12 protein-coding genes, 3 tRNA genes and 1 pseudogene are annotated in these 16,584 nt (G+C 63.0%); 5 read left to right on the top strand and 11 right to left on the bottom strand.

What is annotated here, in order from left to right; genetic code table 11:
- Positions 1-65 precede the first annotated feature (65 nt).
- The 5 genes from GBB76_RS03530 to GBB76_RS03510 all read right to left on the bottom strand — a co-directional run bounded on the left by GBB76_RS03530 (position 66) and on the right by GBB76_RS03510 (position 3,056).
- On the bottom strand, positions 66-1,559 hold the full coding sequence (locus GBB76_RS03530) for an acetyl-CoA hydrolase/transferase family protein (protein ID WP_152302002.1): 1,494 nt from the start codon (positions 1,557-1,559) through the stop codon (positions 66-68).
- A 114-nt stretch (positions 1,560-1,673) separates the two neighbouring features.
- Positions 1,674-2,396 carry a hypothetical protein gene (locus tag GBB76_RS03525; RefSeq protein WP_152302001.1) on the bottom strand — a complete coding sequence of 241 codons (723 nt, stop codon included), beginning with the start codon at positions 2,394-2,396 and terminating at the stop codon, positions 1,674-1,676.
- 127 nt (positions 2,397-2,523) lie between these two features.
- Positions 2,524-2,600, bottom strand: a tRNA-Arg gene (locus tag GBB76_RS03520).
- A gap of 27 nt (positions 2,601-2,627) precedes the next feature.
- A complete protein-coding gene (locus GBB76_RS03515; protein ID WP_152302000.1) occupies positions 2,628-2,933 on the bottom strand; it encodes an ETC complex I subunit in 306 nt (101 codons plus the stop codon).
- Positions 2,934-2,979: 46 nt separating this feature from the next.
- A tRNA-Pro gene (locus GBB76_RS03510) sits at positions 2,980-3,056 on the bottom strand.
- Positions 3,057-3,256: 200 nt separating this feature from the next.
- Here GBB76_RS03510 and GBB76_RS03505 point away from each other — a divergent pair.
- Positions 3,257-3,643: a hypothetical protein gene (locus GBB76_RS03505; protein ID WP_152301999.1), complete on the top strand. Its 387-nt coding sequence runs from the start codon at positions 3,257-3,259 to the stop codon at positions 3,641-3,643.
- A 19-nt stretch (positions 3,644-3,662) separates the two neighbouring features.
- Here GBB76_RS03505 and GBB76_RS03500 read toward each other — a convergent pair whose 3' ends face one another.
- From GBB76_RS03500 to GBB76_RS03490, 3 genes are all read right to left on the bottom strand, one after another.
- Positions 3,663-4,148 (bottom strand): DUF192 domain-containing protein, encoded by a 486-nt coding sequence (locus GBB76_RS03500; protein ID WP_152301998.1) that lies wholly within the window; start codon positions 4,146-4,148, stop codon positions 3,663-3,665.
- 49 nt (positions 4,149-4,197) lie between these two features.
- Positions 4,198-4,800 carry a cold-shock protein gene (locus GBB76_RS03495; RefSeq protein ID WP_152301997.1) on the bottom strand — a complete coding sequence of 201 codons (603 nt, stop codon included), beginning with the start codon at positions 4,798-4,800 and terminating at the stop codon, positions 4,198-4,200.
- Between the two features lie 146 nt (positions 4,801-4,946).
- Positions 4,947-5,714 (bottom strand): Sir2 family NAD-dependent protein deacetylase, encoded by a 768-nt coding sequence (locus GBB76_RS03490; protein WP_152301996.1) that lies wholly within the window; start codon positions 5,712-5,714, stop codon positions 4,947-4,949.
- Between the two features lie 54 nt (positions 5,715-5,768).
- Here GBB76_RS03490 and GBB76_RS03485 point away from each other — a divergent pair, with 54 nt between their 5' ends.
- Both GBB76_RS03485 and GBB76_RS03480 read left to right on the top strand, forming a co-directional pair.
- Positions 5,769-6,191 (top strand): VOC family protein, encoded by a 423-nt coding sequence (locus tag GBB76_RS03485; RefSeq protein WP_246669026.1) that lies wholly within the window; start codon positions 5,769-5,771, stop codon positions 6,189-6,191.
- Positions 6,192-6,426: 235 nt separating this feature from the next.
- Positions 6,427-6,501: transfer RNA gene (locus GBB76_RS03480), tRNA-Glu, on the top strand.
- A 558-nt stretch (positions 6,502-7,059) separates the two neighbouring features.
- Here GBB76_RS03480 and GBB76_RS19005 read toward each other — a convergent pair.
- Positions 7,060-8,109 (bottom strand): annotated as a pseudogene (locus GBB76_RS19005) (recombinase family protein); the annotation flags it as partial.
- Between the two features lie 984 nt (positions 8,110-9,093).
- On the opposite strand from GBB76_RS19005, the gene GBB76_RS03470 reads away from it, so the two are divergent.
- Both GBB76_RS03470 and GBB76_RS03465 read left to right on the top strand, forming a co-directional pair.
- Positions 9,094-9,876: a hypothetical protein gene (locus GBB76_RS03470; RefSeq protein WP_152301994.1), complete on the top strand. Its 783-nt coding sequence runs from the start codon at positions 9,094-9,096 to the stop codon at positions 9,874-9,876.
- The gene (locus GBB76_RS03465) at positions 9,869-11,980 is read left to right on the top strand and encodes a UvrD-helicase domain-containing protein (protein WP_152301993.1); all 2,112 of its coding nucleotides are present in this window, start codon (positions 9,869-9,871) and stop codon (positions 11,978-11,980) included. Before GBB76_RS03470 ends, GBB76_RS03465 begins: the two co-directional genes overlap by 8 nt.
- Positions 11,981-12,538: 558 nt before the next feature.
- Here the strand turns inward: GBB76_RS03465 and GBB76_RS03460 are convergent.
- Positions 12,539-13,384 carry a hypothetical protein gene (locus GBB76_RS03460; RefSeq protein ID WP_152301992.1) on the bottom strand — a complete coding sequence of 282 codons (846 nt, stop codon included), beginning with the start codon at positions 13,382-13,384 and terminating at the stop codon, positions 12,539-12,541.
- A 389-nt stretch (positions 13,385-13,773) separates the two neighbouring features.
- On the bottom strand, positions 13,774-16,035 hold the full coding sequence (locus GBB76_RS03455) for a hypothetical protein (RefSeq protein ID WP_152301991.1): 2,262 nt from the start codon (positions 16,033-16,035) through the stop codon (positions 13,774-13,776).
- Positions 16,036-16,584: the final 549 nt, after the last annotated feature.

Raw genomic sequence — 16,584 nt, 5'->3', positions numbered from 1 at the left:
TGGCGACTCGGGACGCTGGGCTCGCCCGAGGCTTAGTGCCTTTTGCGCCCGCAAGGAAACCCGGCCTAACCCGGAAGCATGGTCCCGCGCTCGCGCAGCGCCGCGTGCCAGGACAGCGCCTCCTCGATGAGATGCGGGGTGTGCCCGCCCCGGGCGAGCGCGCGCCGGTGATAATCGGCCAGCGCTTCGCGGTAGGACGGGTGGGCGCAATTGGCGATGATGAGCGGCGCCCTCTCGCGCGGGGCGAGATTGCGCAGGTCCGCCAGCCCCTGCTCGGTGACGACGATATCGACGTCGTGCTCGGTGTGGTCGACATGGCCGACCATCGGCACCAGGCTCGAAATGGCGCCGTTCTTGGCGGTCGACTTAGTGACGAAGACGGAGAGATAGGCATTGCGGGCAAAGTCCCCGGAGCCGCCAATGCCGTTCATCATATGGGTGCCGCCGACATGGGTGGAGTTGATGTTGCCGTAGATGTCGAACTCCAGCGCCGTGTTGATGGCGATGACGCCGAGCCGGCGGATCACTTCCGGGTGGTTGCTGATCTCCTGCGGGCGCAGCACCAGCTTCGGCTTGTAGCGCGCCAGCTCCGGCAGCACCGCCTCGTACTTGGCCTTCGACAGGGTGATCGAGGAGCCGGAGGCGAAGTCGAGCTTGTCGGCGTCGAACAGGTCGAAGGTGGAGTCCTGAAGCACCTCGGAATACATGGTGAGGTTGTGGAACGGGCTGTCGATCAGCCCGTGCATCACCGCATTGGCGATGGTGCCGATGCCCGCCTGCAACGGCTGCAGCGTGTTGGTCAGGCGCCCCATCGCCACCTCGTGGCGGAACAGCTCGGTCAGATGCCCGGCAATGGCCCGCGTCTCGGCGTCCGGCGGCAGCACGGTGGAGGACGAGTCCAGCTTGGAGGTGACGACGATGGCGGCGATCTTCTCCGGGTCGATCGGGATGAAGGGCAGGCCGACGCGGTTCTCCGGCGCCACGATGGGAATGGGGTGGCGCACCGGCCGGCGCGTCGGGATGTAGATGTCGTGCAGACCTTCCAGCAGCGTCGGCTGCGAAAGGTTGATCTCGACGATCACCTTGTCGGCGAGGATGGCGAAGCTGGCCGAATTGCCGACCGAGGTGGTCGGGATGATGCCGCCCTGCTCGGTGATCGCCACCGCCTCGATCACCGCGACGTCGATCGGCCCGAGCTGGCGCGTGCGCAGAAGCTCCACCGTCTCCGACAAATGCTGGTCGACGAACATCACCTCGCCGGCATTGATCGCCTTGCGCAGCGCCGGGTCGGACTGGAACGGGATGCGCCGCGAGAGCACGTGGGCCTCGGCGAGCTGCTTGTCGAGGTCGTTGCCGAGCGAGGCGCCGGTAATGAGGGTGATCTTCAGCGGCTCGGTCTTCGCCCGCGCGGCCAGCGCCATCGGCACCGCTTTGGCCTCGCCGGCCCGGGTGAAGCCGCTCATGCCGACCGTCATGCCGTCGCGAATATAAGCGGCCGCCTCCTCCGCGCTGACGATCTTCTCCCACAGCGAGGGCTGGCGGATACGTTCACGATGCATGGCGAGACCCGAAACGGAGGAAGGCCGGCTCCGATAACGCGGACGTGCCGGCGTCGCGATTCGACTTTCGTGACCCTGGCATGTCGCTATGCGTGCCGCGCAGGGCTGGGCGCCTTAGCGGACGATGTAGGAGCTTTCCGAATCGCCCGGGCCGGACACGGGCTGCTCGAAGGTCACGGTCATCTCGTTGCCGGTGGTACTCTTGACCTCGCCGCTGGCACCCAGAGTGACTGGCGCGAGCGTAACGCCGATCTTTCCGTCGACCGAGACGGTGACCTGAAGCCCGAGCTTGTAAGTTCCCGCCTCCGACGCCGGCCGCTGGGGGGTGTTCGTGTGCCAGCACGGGCCCGGCGCCTGCGCCGCGACGATCATCGCGTCACGCAGCGCGAGCAGTTGCGCGGCGATGGGCGCAGCCGCCGCCGTGTCGACCTCCGACAGGCGCGGCTTGGTCTTCTGCGGGAAGAGAAACACCACAAGTTCCTGCGAGCCTTCGGCGCCGTAGCCGGCTCCCACGCCCACCGAGACGGGCGAGACACCGAGCGTTCCCGCCGCCGACAGCTTGGCGGACGCCGATGTCTTGGTCAGCAGCGCAAGCCGGATCTTTCTGACATCGAAGCGAATGTCGCCATTGCCGCAATTGAAGGCGCGCGGTGGCGCCGAAGGGTCGGTCTCGCTGCTCAGCCGGCCGGGCGCCAGCGTCGCGACGCGAATCGCATAGACTTGGAGCTGGCGCTTGATCTCGACCAGAACATCGGCGATGTCCCGCGCCGCAATGGGTTGCGGAGTGGCCATCCGATGGTCGGCGCACCCTGCCAGCACCAGAGCCAGAAGCACCACGCCGGATCGCCAAAGCATGCCCCATCCCCCAATGAGAACGGCATGATTGCACGACAGGGTCGCGCTGGCGATCAAATACAACCGCGCGCCCGAGTGGCGCAGATCGGGAAATCAGAGGGGAGGAAACTGGCGACCGCGGCTGGGCTCGAACCAGCGACCTGCCGCTTAGAAGGCGGCTGCTCTATCCAGCTGAGCTACGCGGTCCGTGCCCGGTCGGCACCGCCGGCGCGGTCAGTGGGTCCACTGGCCGATGCGGCGGAAGCTGAAATTGTCGGCATAGGCGATCTTGCGCCGCGACGGTTCCTTGGGCTCCTGCACCTGATAGGCGATGCCGTGCCGCTCGGCATAGGCGACCGCCTCTTCCTTGCTGTCGAAGCGCAGGCGCAGCTGGCTGTTCATGTCGCCGGAGCTGGTATAGCCCATCAGCGGCTCGACCTGGCGCGGCTGCTCGGGCTCATAGTCGAGCACCCAGAGCTTGGTCTTCGCGGAGCCGGACTGCATCGCGTTGCGGGTCGGCTTGTAGATGCGTGCCACCATGTCCTTCGCTCCCTTAACCCTGGCTCCCCAGCCTCGCACGTCCGAATGGTCGGGGCAGCAGGATTCGAACCTGCGACCTGAAGTTCCCAAAACTTCCGCGCTACCGGGCTGCGCTATGCCCCGATCCATCGAAACCGTTGCGAATGCACGGCTTGCCCGAGCCTGTCGGCTGTGGGCGCTCTGGAATGGCACAGAGCGCCCGCGCATGGCAAGGCTCGTGGCGACGCCCGGCCCCAAAGTTCGGCGGAAGGCGACGGACTCGACACCCGGGGATCGCCTGTTACCTTCCGCACATTCGGGTCCGTGCCGCAGGAGTATCGGGAGTGAAGCCCTCCGCCATCGCCGCGCTGGTTGTCGTCAGCATCGCCGCCTCCGCCTGCGCCACCACGCAGAACCCGCCGCCGGATAAGGGCAACATGCTCTCCGCCGCCGGCTTCAAGATGCGGATGGCCGACAGCCCGGCGCGAATCGCCTCGCTCAAGAGCCTGCCGCCCAACGAATTCACGGTGAAGAGCCAGAACGGCCAGCCGGTGTTCATCTATGCCGACCCGACCGTGTGCGGGTGCCTGTATGTCGGCAACCAGGATGCCTTCTCCGCCTACCAGCAGATGGTCTTCCAGCAGAAGCTGGTAAAGGAGCAGGAGATGACGGCCATGATGAACGAGCAGGCCTCGTTCGACCTCGGCCCCTGGGGCCCGCCCTTCTACTGAGCGCCGGGCGCCGCGACGGCTAGCGGACGCCGAACAGCCGGTGCTCGACCCGGTCGCCGACCGCGATGCCGAGCGCCTTTGCGGTGCCCGCCGGCAGCTCCAGCACCGCCTTGACCGGCACACCCGACGAGATCGTCGCCGTCGACAGCGGCACCGTGTCGGTGGCGATGCTCGCCACCCGGCCATCCGCGCGGATGAACACCATGTCGAGCGAGATGTAGGTGTTCTTCATCCACATATAGACCGGCTGCTCGACGCCGAAATCGAACAGCATGCCGGAACCGGCCGCCAGCTCGGTACGGTACATCAGCCCCTTCGCCCGTTCCGCCGGCGTCACGGCCAGCTCGATCTGCACCGGGACCGGGCCCGAGCGGGTGAGGATGGTGAGCTTCTCGAAACTCGCCGCCTGTGCCGACACGGCGGCGAGAAGCACGAAAAGGAGGATTCCGGCGATCAGCCGCACGGTGCGCGCGCCCGGGCGTGGCGCGGTGGAAACGAGGATCATGCTGCACGGGCGCCCGCGGGCGCCCTCCCTGGTGACAAGACGGCGTGCCCTAATGCGAGGACGGCGTCTCCGCACCATCGGGGCGCACTTCGGCGGCCATCAGCCCCTTGGGGCCCGGCCCGAAGCGCACCAGCACCATCTGTCCGGGCCGCAGCTCGGTCAAGCCGTGGCGGCGCAGAGTCTCCATATGGACGAAGATGTCCTCGGTGCCATCGCCGCGCGAGAGGAAGCCGAAACCGCGCAGGCGGTTGAACCATTTCACCCAGGCGCGCTCGAAACCGCCGACCGGCTGCACCGTCACATGGGTGCGGGCCTGCGGAAGCTGCGAATGGTGCAGGGCCGTCGAGGCGTCCATCGAGATGACGCGCAGCGCCTGATAGCCGCGCTCGCGGGCGATCGCCTCGCACACGACGCGCGCGCCTTCCTGCGCGGTATTGAAGCCGCCACGGCGCAGGCAGGTCACGTGCAGCAGAACATCGCGGCCGCCACCGTCGGGAACGACGAAGCCGTAACCCTTGGAAACATCGAACCATTTGATGGTCCCGGCGATCTGGACGACGTCGCCGTCCGCGCGTTCGGCCGCATCGGCGTCCCGGTCCAGCGCATCGCGCGCATCCGGACCCGGCCGTGGCAGAGAACCGTCGGATACCATCGGCTGCCTACCTCCAGGAACGCTATGACCCGGGAGGATTGGCCGGGCCGTTTGATTCTGATTTTGAAGCATAGCACCCGGGCGCGCCACGAAAACACCCAAATTGATTCGTGGTGCGCGATTGACCGCTATCGCGCCCGGCGCCCTCACCCGCCTGTCGCCGCCTCCAGCACGTCGCCGATATCGGCGCGGATCACCAGTTCGGCGAGTTCGTCCAGTTCGGTCGGCTCGCGGTTGATGATGACGAGGCGCGCTCCGTGGCGGCGGGCCTGCACCGGAAACCCGGCGGCCGGCCACACCACGAGCGAGGAGCCGATGGCCAGGAACACGTCGCAGGCGGCGGTCAGTTCGGCCGCCCGCGCCATGGCCGGCGCCGGCATGGGCTGGCCGAAGGAGATGGTGGCCGACTTGATGGGGCCGTCGCAACCGGGACAGTCCGGCGCCGCCTCGCCGGCCGCCTCGAAGCGGGCGCGCACCCAGCCGAGTTCGTAGCGCTCGCCGCAATCGAGGCAGGTCGCGTAGGTGGTGTTGCCGTGCAGTTCGACAATCCGCTCCGGCGGTACGCCGGAAGCCTGGTGCAGCCCGTCTATGTTCTGCGTGACGATGCCGGCGAGCCGCCCCTGCCCCATGAGCCGGGCCAGCGCGCGATGGCCGCGCCCCGGCCGCGCCGCGCCGAATGCCGCCTCCATCGCGAAGCGGCGCCGCCAGGCTTCCGCGCGCATGTCGGGCCGGGTCCGGAACGCCTCGTAGTCGATCGGCCGGTTGCGGGTCCACAGGCCGCCGGGCGAGCGGAAATCGGGAATGCCGCATTCGGTGGAGATGCCCGCCCCGGTGAACGCCACACCGCGCGTCATGGTCGCCAGCAGGGCACCGAGCGCGTCGCAGGCAGCCTTGATGTCGTCGTCCATCGTCATATGTTGCGCTCACCCGACATGCGGCCACGCCGCCGACGCCAGAAAGAGAACCCCATGAAGTTTCTTCACACCATGGTGCGCGTCACCGACATCAAGGCCTCGCTCGACTTCTACTGCACCAAGCTGGGCCTGGTGGAAGTTCGCCGCAAGGAGGTGCCACAGGGGCGCTTCACGCTCATCTTCCTCGCCGCGCCGGGGCAGGAAGGCGTCGCCGAGATCGAGCTGACCCACAATTGGGACCCGGAAGCCTATGGCGAGGGCCGCAATTTCGGCCACCTCGCCTTCGAGGTCGACGACATCTACGCCACCTGCGAGAAGCTGCAGGCCGGCGGCGTCACCATAAACCGCCCGCCCCGCGACGGGCGCATGGCCTTCGTCCGCTCGCCCGACAACATCTCCATCGAGCTGTTGCAGAAGGGCGCCGCCCTGCCGGCGCAGGAGCCCTGGGCCTCGGCGCCCAATATCGGCAAGTGGTGAGTGGTGAACCCCGAATCGTAAACCCGGGGGCGTGAACTCCAAAGGGTGAACTCCACATGAGGCACCCGGAGTAAGGTTCCCCGAGAAGCGAGCGACCGACGCTCGGCCGGAGGGGCCGCCCCGCCCGCGCGGCGGCCCTGCCGGGCGACGCACCCGCTCTCGACGGAGCTGTGGACGACATGTCCCGCGACGTCTTGTGCGCGGCTTCGCTCGCCCCTATAAGGGCCCCGCCTGCGCGCCCTTCGTCTATCGGTTAGGACGCCACCCTTTCACGGTGGAGAGAGGGGTTCGACTCCCCTAGGGCGCGCCATTTCCGTACAAAACCGCGAACACCCGGCTGGGTGGCGCGGTCGGCGAGTACGGCCCTTTCCAGCACCGACCTTGACCCGTGGATGCGCACGACGTGTTGGTCGACTTCGATCGCGTCGATAAGCGACCGCAGATAGGCTTTGCGGAACGGCACCTCACCCTCTGTGATGTTTGACCGCATGAGTTGCCCGAAGCGGGCAAGCTTGTCCGGATCAAGCCGGCTGGCGGCTGCTCCCTGATTCTCGATCCGCTTCAGGGCCGAATGCGCCCGATCCCGGTCTACCTTGAGCTTCGCAATCTGCTCCTTGAGCATATTGTCGGGTTCCGCGATGCCGTCGGCGACAAGCTGGTAGAGCCGCCGGAGCTTGTCTTCCGCTGTCGTCCTTTCGCGAGCGAGTTCATCGATCCGCGCCTGAACCTCGGCATCTGCTTTCACCCGCCGGTCGACGACGGACTGCAGCAGCGCCTCCAGCCGTTCGGGCATCAGGACCCGTTCGGCCACATGGCGTGTGACCAGATGGTCGAGCTTCTCCATCGGCACCGTTCGCCCTTTGCAGGCGGATTTGCCGACCCGGCCAGAGGTGGAGCAGCTGTAATAGCGATAGACCCTGCCGCTCTTCGATGTGCCGGTGCGCAGCGTCATGGAGCTGCCGCAGCAGGCGCAATAGGCAAGCCCAGTCAGCAGGATCGGACCTGAGATGACCCGTGGCGGGCTGTTGTGCGGGCTCTTCGCCCTGAGCGCCTTCTGCACCTTGTCGAAAGTGCGGCGCTCGAGGATGGCCGGCTCCGAGATCGGGATAACCTCGTGCTGCGGCTTCACCTGGCCGGTCTTCGAGCTTCGCTTGTTGAAGCTCCATTCCCCGACATAAACGGGATTGGTCAGGATCCCGTGGATGGTGCCGACACCGTAGCGGGCTCCAAGACGGGTGCGGTAGCCCTTGGCGTTGAGATGCTTGGTTATCTCCTTGATGCCCATGGGACCCGATGTGCCATCTCCCTGCAGGTAGAGATCGAACATCAGCCGCACCAGCTCGGCCTCAACCGGATCAACGACGATTCGCTTCTTCGTGCGATGGCCGCGCTTCTCCACCTCTTCGAGGGCGAAGCCGAGCGGCAGGCGGGAGCCGTTATAGAAGCCCTGCCGGGCATTCTCCTTCATGGCCCGCAGCACATACTTGGCGTTCTCGCGGGACTGGTACTCGTCGAACAAGGCGATGACCTGCCGCATCATGACCTGAGCTGGATCATCCCCGAGCTCCTGGGTGATGGAGACGAGCCGCACGCCGTGCTTCGCGAGGCGTCGGATGTACATCTCCAACCCGAAGGCATCGCGGAAGAACCGGCTGAAGCTATGGACGACGATGACATCGAATGGGCGATCGTCATCGGATGCCCGTTCGATCATCCGCTGGAACTCGTGCCGGCTGTCGTCCATCGCCGACGCACCCGGCTCCACATACTCCGCCACAACGGACCAGCCCTGCCGCTCGCAATAGGCGGCGGTCTGGAGGCGCTGGTCTGGGATGGACAGGTCAACGTCGGCCTGCCGCGTGGTCGAGACGCGGAGATAGAGGGCGGCCCGGCTGGTGATCGGCAAGGTTACATTCATAGCCCAATCGCCTCCGTCAGGTTCATTCGGCAGCACCGTCACCTCAGCAGCGCATCAATCTCCCGCCTGAGGAAGGCTTCGACAACATCGACCTCGTCAGGTGTGATCGGAACGTTCGACGGCCAGTCGTCGGTGACATGCACGACCTTGGAATCATGCTCGACGGAGTCAGCGGGCGCAAGGTTTTGCTCAGCATCTCGAATGATGCGCGCATCACGGTGCGGGATCTTTGAGAGTGGTGCGCCAGCCAAGCTCGAAGCTGGCGATGGAGCATCGCTGCCCGCACTGGATATTTTCTTCGGAAGAAACGGACGCGAGTGGCGCATGCGCGGAGGATCAAGGGCATCCCCCCACTGGCCAAGGGGCCGTTTCTACGCCGCAGAACAACCACGTGCAGCAGCGCAAAAATACTTGTCAGATGCGGCGCGCGAGTCTTTCCCGGGATACGTTTGGTGGAGCAGTCTGGCGGCAACGACCCATACCTGGCGTTCGACTGCCCGTGTAGCGACGTCTGTTTCGCGCCGCCATTTCGGTCATTCCCTCTTACGTTGACCGCGCCTAGGCGGTCCTTCGTTCAAATGGCTTCAAAAACTGATTGATGAAAATGGAACGGTCACCTTCACGCATCCAAGTACCTTTAGCCAAATATCATTCCCGCCACCAGGGCGCCGCTTCGGCTGCTCTCAGGGTCGCGCCTGCTCTACTTTTGACGTGTAGAGAACCTCTATTGGTGTCGGAACGGCTGATGGTGCGGACCGCGTCCAAATATTTGAGAAACTTCAATTGAAGCTGCAAGCTGCGGGGTGTGGAACCTAAGCGTGTCCTTTAAGATCTTCGTGAACGCACACCGTCCGCCGGTCGTCTCAATGTGAATGGCCACCACAACGCCGGCTCGACCAACCCCGCGAATTACGGTTAGATTTTCGAATCGAATCGGTCGAGGTTAGATTGTGCCTCACTGCGGCATAGTCGTGGAGGGGGACGTTGGCGAGTTCAGACCTGCAGGATGATGTCCCAGGGTGGCTACTGGACGACACTGTCGGCCCCGACGCTAAACTGCGCCAAGGCGATCTGATTGTCTTCGAACGGTCCGAAAGTCCCCTCCGCAAGGTAGGAATAATCGTCACCGCCGATTGCGATCTCGAGCTGAGAAAGCATGCCCGCCTCGTTACGCTCGTCCCGGTCGTCGATGCGCGAACCGTTCTCGAGCGGTATCTGTTGTTCGAGGACTGCGAGCGGAAGCGCGACATAATCGAGACATATCTGTTCAAAGCATATTCGATCAACGTGAGCCAAGAGCGCGCAACAAAGCTCACCATTTTGCGGCAAACCTGCGCACTGTCCGATCTAGACGGGAATGATTCGCGGAAAGTGGCGGCGGACTTTGTCTTCGGCGCCTCGGATTCCATCCCAGTCGAAGGCTACGTTAAGCTGATGAGGGACATCGGCAGCGGACCCAAAGGGAAGAACGCGCTCCGAGACCAGATCCGCGGCCGCGGCGATCTGCTAATGCTCCCCAGTACTCAAAAATTGGGGATCGCTGGCCACATAGCGTGGTTGAGGCACATCTGGCAGGTTGGTCTGGATGACATCGCACTTCGGACCTCAGAGGTTGGCGCTCGCCCAGGCGAGCGACTCGGACGCTTGGATTCGCCGTTCCGATACCGGTTGACGCAGCTGATGGCGCAGGTGTTCTCGGACATCGGCTTACCAAACATTCCAGACGGGATTGATGAGGCCATAGAGGAGGCATTCGGCGATGCCTGAGCAGATCTTAATTAGTGAGTCCGCCCTCGACGCAGCGCTGGCCACCGGTGCGTTCGACCCAGGATCGATGTTTCCGAAGGAGGAGAACGGCATACATCGATTCTTCATCGGCCACTCTACTGTCGCATATCGGCTCGCCAATGAGCCACCCGGGCAATTTCTGGCCCTGGTTGGGACGAAATGGCTCGCATTCCTGAAAGACGACGGCGGTGCCCCCAGTGAAGTTTTTCGCAGGGTGGCTCGGGTCGTCAAAGGCATGAAGTCGCCGCCGGTCCATCTGCCGCGACATTGGTTGGAATACCACCACAAGAACCTGCTGGCCTTCTTCGCGTTGCCGCGTGAGGTCTCAAGCCGTCGGTGGGTGGTCGAAATCAACAGCGAAATCAGGTGCGTGAAGTTCGACTATCTGTCTTCCCAAGGGTCGGAAGTGGACATCGCGAACTTTGCACCGAGAGCCTGGCCAGACGACATGGTGGGCGTCGTTGCCCAGTTCGCCGCCAAAGAGATCACGGAACAGGAAACGTCCTCTTTCGCCGCGATCGCGCAGGAGTTCGACCTTGAGACCATCGGAAGCCGCTCGGTGGTCGAGGGACGATCCTACGAGGAGTGGCTGAACTTGCTCTCTGACTCCCAGAAGAACATACTCCAGCAACACATCAATGCGTCGGTACGGATCCTCGGTCCCGCCGGTTCGGGAAAGACGCTGGCGTTGTGTATGCGAGCGATACAAATTTCGCGTGACAAAGATGTCCGGGCCCAGGGTAGACGGCTACTCGTTGCCACGCATAGCTGGGCCATGTCCGAGCGGATCGACGGCGTGCTCAACACCCTGAACGGGGGAATCTCCCCCGATGCAATCACCGTCTTTCCTCTACTTTCGCTGCTGGAGCTCCATGCGGGGCATATCGGTCAGCAGCGTACAAACGTAATAGGCGATGATTCCTCCGAAGGTCGCCTCAAGTCGATCGAAATCATCGGCGAGACGATATCAAAGCTCGAACTCACGAACCACCCTGGCGTCGCGGACTGGATAGGCGACGCGGTGTCGGCCGCCAAGGACAGCCGGCAGCGGCTCGACCTCACGCTGGATCTCTACGACGAGATTTCGGGCGTACTGACCGCGTCTGGAGTCTCGCCCGACGACCCGGAATCGATTCAAGAATACCTAGGGTCATCCCGCGAAGACTGGATGCCACCGTTCGTGACAATCGCCGACAGGGGGTTCGTGATTGCGGTGTATCGCTCCTTTATGCAGGAGTTGGTCGACCGGTCCGCGATCACCACCGATCAGTTCATACTCGATGCAATTAGGGTTCTGGAAACGTTTACTTGGAGGATGAGGAAGGAAACTGAAGGCTACGACTATATACTTGTGGATGAGCTGCAGGTTTTCGACCCGCAAGAGCGGACCGCGCTGCAGCTGCTCGGGCGGTCCCGGCGGGGTGTTCCCTTCGTCACCGCTGAAGATCCGGCGCAAGGAGTGTTCTCGTCGCTTAATGCACGGCGCGCCACAGTCGAAAACGTCCCGGTATACTTGGAGGTCGTCCATCGCTTCAACGAGCAGATATTCGCGTTCATCAGCTTCATATATCAGCAATTTCCCCTCAATGCCCTTCCGCTTCGCATTCACGATACCCGCGGTGCCGGCACGCACCGTCCGTCGATGTTCTCCTTTGCGAGTGAGGAGGAGGCTATGGTGGCGGCATCCGAGTTGGTCGCCGACATCAACGCCAGTGCTGGACCTTCCGATCGGATATGCGTCGTGACTCTGGGCGACATCGACGCGGAGATTTCTGGGCGGATGGCCGAGCTGGGCCTCAACACGATCAGGCTTGAGAGCTTTGACGACATCGAGCGATTGGCTTATAGCAAGCGATCCGTCGTCGTGTCTCCTTGGCAGTTCGTGGGCGGGACGCAGTTCTCGCACGTCGTGGTCTTGGCCTTGAGGATCTCCGCTCCCACTTCACAGTTCGGTCATCTCCGCGAGATGGTTTCCGTATATCTTTCGTGCAGCAGGGCCACGGAATCGCTCAACATTTATTGCGCTAGGTATGTCCCGCTTGTATTAGCGAGCGCCGCCGACGAAAAACTACTAGCCGTATAGCGATCTGACCACCGTAGGAAATCCACCTCGAAGACATTGTCTCGACTGGCACCCAAAAGTGAGACGGCCACGAAACGTTCTGGGCGACGCCCATTTATCTATCAATTTAATCGGATCGGACGTATTCGGAAGAACGTATGTCAAGCGGAGAAGAGATTAGCTCTCGCGCGCATTGCCGAGCCTGTTGGGAGGTTAGGACCTCGGAGTCGACTTATCAAAGCAATGAACGCGAGGAAAGCTGTTAGCGAACTTTGTGAAGGTTGAGTAGCCTATCATTTTTCTAGTAACGAATGGAATATTCCGACGGCCCGAAAAGGGCGGCCGGATGTACGGCTTAGGGTTCTGGCCTTTCAACTGCTCGATGAGCAAGTGTCCCTCTGCTGAGATCGGCTGTCCATAACCTGCCATTCCGCTCCCGGCCCTGATTGCGCTGTTGTGTTGGCGATGAGGATCTCCCGGGGCCATGACCGGCTGGGTTGGAATGCTGACAGTTCGATTGGCAGCCGTCACAGGGTAAGTGGAAATTTACCCTCAGGCTCCGGTGGGTTTGGAAGATGATTAGCTCTTCGGCACCTTGGGTTTGCGCTGGCCTTTGCCAACCACCACGATCGGGGACCAATTCAGATCAGCGCCGACACTGGTGAATTCGGCTTCGATTTCTTTTGGATTTACAATGGTGTCTGTCGTATAAATGACCGCATAAAACGTGCGCCAATCGTAGTGACCACTATATCCTTTCATGTCGGTGTATATTTCGTCGAGCGACTTCCGCACCTCAGCAAGTCCGTCTGCAAACTTGTACTCTGCAGCAGCCATGAGAGATCGAATCCCGAAGTCAGGTTTGTAGTGTTTAAACACATGACTGATCGACGGTTCTCGTTCGACATCTGGAAAGGCGATCCTAAGTACTTTCATCACCGCCTTCTGGACATCGGACTCCTTTTTGGGATCGGTCTCAGTCAACTCGACGATAGCGGGGGTGTTCTCCAAAATGGTGCGGAACACGTCCAGCCCAGTGACCTCGGTGCCGTGGATCATTGTTGCCAGGGTCTCAAAGTGGCCCCTGATACGGTTTAGGTGTGGGCTCACTAGGCCAACATCGAAGTTGCTCGGCCTTACATCGTTAATGCTCTTGATGGCATCGAATTCGGCGGCGATGCGCTCTGCCATACGTGGCACTTGCATCCGTTCCGCCAGCACTCCGACATCGCGATAAAGCTTGGTGATGTACCACTCCAAAAGCTCGTCGGCCTCATCCATTTCAGGATTAACCGTGTTGATACACTCCACGGTATTGCCTTCGATGATGTATGTTATTTTGTCGACAATCTTATTTGCTTCATAAAAACTATCTCGAATCGAGTTCGCCAACAGCTGTTCTTCCTTCGCCATCACTTTCACCATTTTTCAATCGTTGTCGCAGCCAAGATAATTGATGGCAGGGATTAGTAAAGGCAAGACGAAACGTCTAGTCTTTGGATAGAACAGCTGAACGCGGCCAGTCCGCTCCAGCCCTATCACGCCGATAATCGGTCCAAGAATGGACGGCAGGTTTGGGCATTGGCTACGACGAGTTGAACGGCCCTCAATGGGGTCGGCTGCAGAACGGCAGCCAAAACCGGCCAGTCCGTTCCTGGCCCTGATCGCACCGTTCCTCTCCCGAATGAGCGGCTTTTCAGTCTGCCCATCTGGGCGCTGTCCGCTCTGCCCTGCTGCGGAAGCGGATTGCCCATGCGGGAACGCACCATCGCGCAGAGCGGGCGGCGAGAGAGCCGCACGTGCACCCTCTCCCCTCACGCCGCCTCCCACACCTTGTTGAGAATTTGCGCTGCCAGAGCGGCCTTGTCCTGGGGCAGGAAGCGCCCGTAGTGCTTGGCGACCATCTCGGGAGTGTCCTGGATGGCGTAGCTCGCCTGCTCATAGGAGCCGGTCTTCTTCAGGATGTGGGTCGCGAGCACGTCCCGGACATTGTGCGGCCCGTGCGGCAGCAGGCCCTTGATGGCTCCACGGCCGGTGTAGGGGTTGTGGATGCCATAGCGCTGGATCGCCAGACGCCAGGCCTCATAGAAGGTGTTCTGGCAGTACCCGGCATCCTTGCTGGTGAGCTTCACCGTCTTCACGAACAGCGTGCCGGGATCAGCCGCGTGCTTCAGCAGCACCCGGCGGTGGCGGTCGATATAGGCCTCGAGATAGTGATAGAGCCCGCCGAGGTCCGGTAGGATCAGCCGGAACGGCTTGCTGCCGAAGAAAGACGAGTTCGCGTTCTTGAAGGCGACGGAGGGGATGAGCACCTCCCATCCCTGGTCGCGCTCGCTCCAGCGCAACTCGCCACGCTTCATCTCCGCGAGGCGGCGCTCCGAGGTGGGTAGCCGGCCGCGCGGACAGACGAGGAGTTGACGCAGGTTCTTCTGGCGTAGCCCGAGATGCAGACCGAGCCGCAGCATGAGGAAGGCCCGTACCGCCTCGGCGGCCGCGCGCGGATAGCGCTTCTCGTCCGGCATCAGCCGCAGGATCTCCTCGGTGATCTTGCGATACTCGGCGACCGGCCTCTCCGCTTCCAGCACCGCGATGATCGGCTCGAAGGGATCACGATGGATGCGGGCTACGCGCTGCACCTCCCGTGCGCGGGCGAGGCCGTGGCGATGCATCTGCTCGCAAGCTGCGTCCCAGTCCGCGCGGGCAGCGGCAACGTCGCGCTCGGTGATCAGATTGGGAATGGGGCGGATGCGTTCGGCCAACTGCGGGTTCTGCCGCAGCCAGCCTGTCTCGGCGCGGGTGAGCGCGGCGGCGATCCGCAGCATGTCGACTTCCCACGCGGTGTAGAAGCCGCGCCGACGCTCCCGCCATTGAATGTACCAGTCCCACACGATCGGGAAGACCAGCAGACTGAAGCTCAGATTCTCTAGCGGCACGCCGAAGCCATGGACCGCGCCGCTGGGTGAGGCCGCCAGCGCACCGAACATCAGACCGAGATGTTCGACCTTCTGGGATGCCGTCTCCTCGCCCCAGACACCGTTGCGCTGATAGCCGAAGGCCGTCAGCGTCGCCGTCTTGAATCGGACGAGATCGGCCATCTCCTCGGCCAGCTGGGGCGGCGCATCAAGCGCCGCACTTGCGAGATCCGGATCCGGCAGCGATCCATCCTCCTCCCGGCAAAACCGGTACAGCCCGCGCGGCCGGGAGGATTGGTCGAGCAGGCCGGGAAAGCGGATCGAATAGCGCTGCTTCATGGCGGCAGCCTGGAAGCGGCGATAGTCGGTCGTCCCCGTGATCACCACGCGCTGCACCCACTCAAGGATCTCCTCCCTCTCCCTCAATGGGCGCCGATCAAAATCATGCGGCAGGTGCCAGGCGAGGCGTCGTCGCTCGGCTCGACTGATGCCGGCAATGGTCCCCGCCGAGGTGCAGCGGTCTCCGTTCGGCAGCTTCGAGCGGAAATAGCCCGGCGGGAGACGGTAGCGCCGCTCGATGAGCTCCAGCGCCGCGAGGCTTCGCGAGGCGCGCGGCACCTTCACGCCGCGGCGCCACAGATTGAGTGCCGTGGCATCGACCTGGGTCGCGCTCGCCTCAAGGACACGGGCGAGATGCTTCGCGGTGTCGCCATGGCGGCGCATGTGAAGATCGAGCGCATCGGCGAATGAGGGCGGGTCGGTCCAGGGCCGCCCGTCGCTTTCGGGGAACTCTATGATGGGCTTCGCCCGAGGGCCGCGTCGGCGCGGCATAGCTTCCGGCTCGTCCGCGCCACGATGGGGTGTGCCCCGCTCCGATCTCGGCGGTGTGCGGCGCGCCGCGCCCCGCTCCACCGTGACGTGGCCGCGGCGCGCCAGTTCACGGCGCAGCGCATCAAGGCTGGGTGCAAGTATGGAGCCGGCACGCTTCAGATCGGCGTGATCGACATCACAGGCGTGAGCGATCGCATGCCAGTCATAGTCGCGCTCGGTTAGAGGCGGTGGCACGCGCGCAGCTAGGAGATCGAGAAGCCAGTTCTGGAACAGATCGGCGTCGCGAGGCGACAGGACGGTCGTGGCGCGCTGCTGGCAGAACTTCACCAACATGCGCGCGAAGCTCGTACGGGGCATCGGCGGTCAGTGCAGGCACGTTGTGGAGAGGCGACTCGCCTCGGTCAGGGGCGGCGTTTCTGCCGAGAAGCCCTTCTCTCCGCCACGATCCAGAAGTGGCAGGCACCGCGATCCGAAACCGAGGGGTGATGGCCTTCACGTGGTCATCAGACGATGACAATGTGCGGCTGAGCGTTCAGCCAACAATCTTTCCGAAAGGCACACACATTTCTCTTGAGCGGCGCAATGTGTCTAGGTTTAGAAAATATCCTGCAAAAACAACCATCCGACCGCCGCGCAATGTGCGCGCTTTTATCCTGCCCTCAAGCTGTCTCGCTTCCCCGGGCCCAAATGAGATCACGCCACATCGCTGATATACTATGACAGAGCGGCAGAAAACGCGCCGTGGGCGCCGAGCGCTACCGGCTGTTCGTCAGACCCGCCGGAAATGCGATGCCAAACTGGTGCAGGCGCCGCCACGTGGGCAGCGACGTCGCCATTCAGCGCCTTGCCTGAAGCGAAGCGGCTATCGGTGCCCCGCTCAAG

This window comes from Ancylobacter sp. TS-1 (genome assembly GCF_009223885.1).
Taxonomy (GTDB): Bacteria; Pseudomonadota; Alphaproteobacteria; order Rhizobiales; family Xanthobacteraceae; genus Ancylobacter.
The sequence above is the reverse complement of the archived record's forward strand: the minus strand, read 5'-3'. Positions and strand labels throughout refer to the sequence as shown.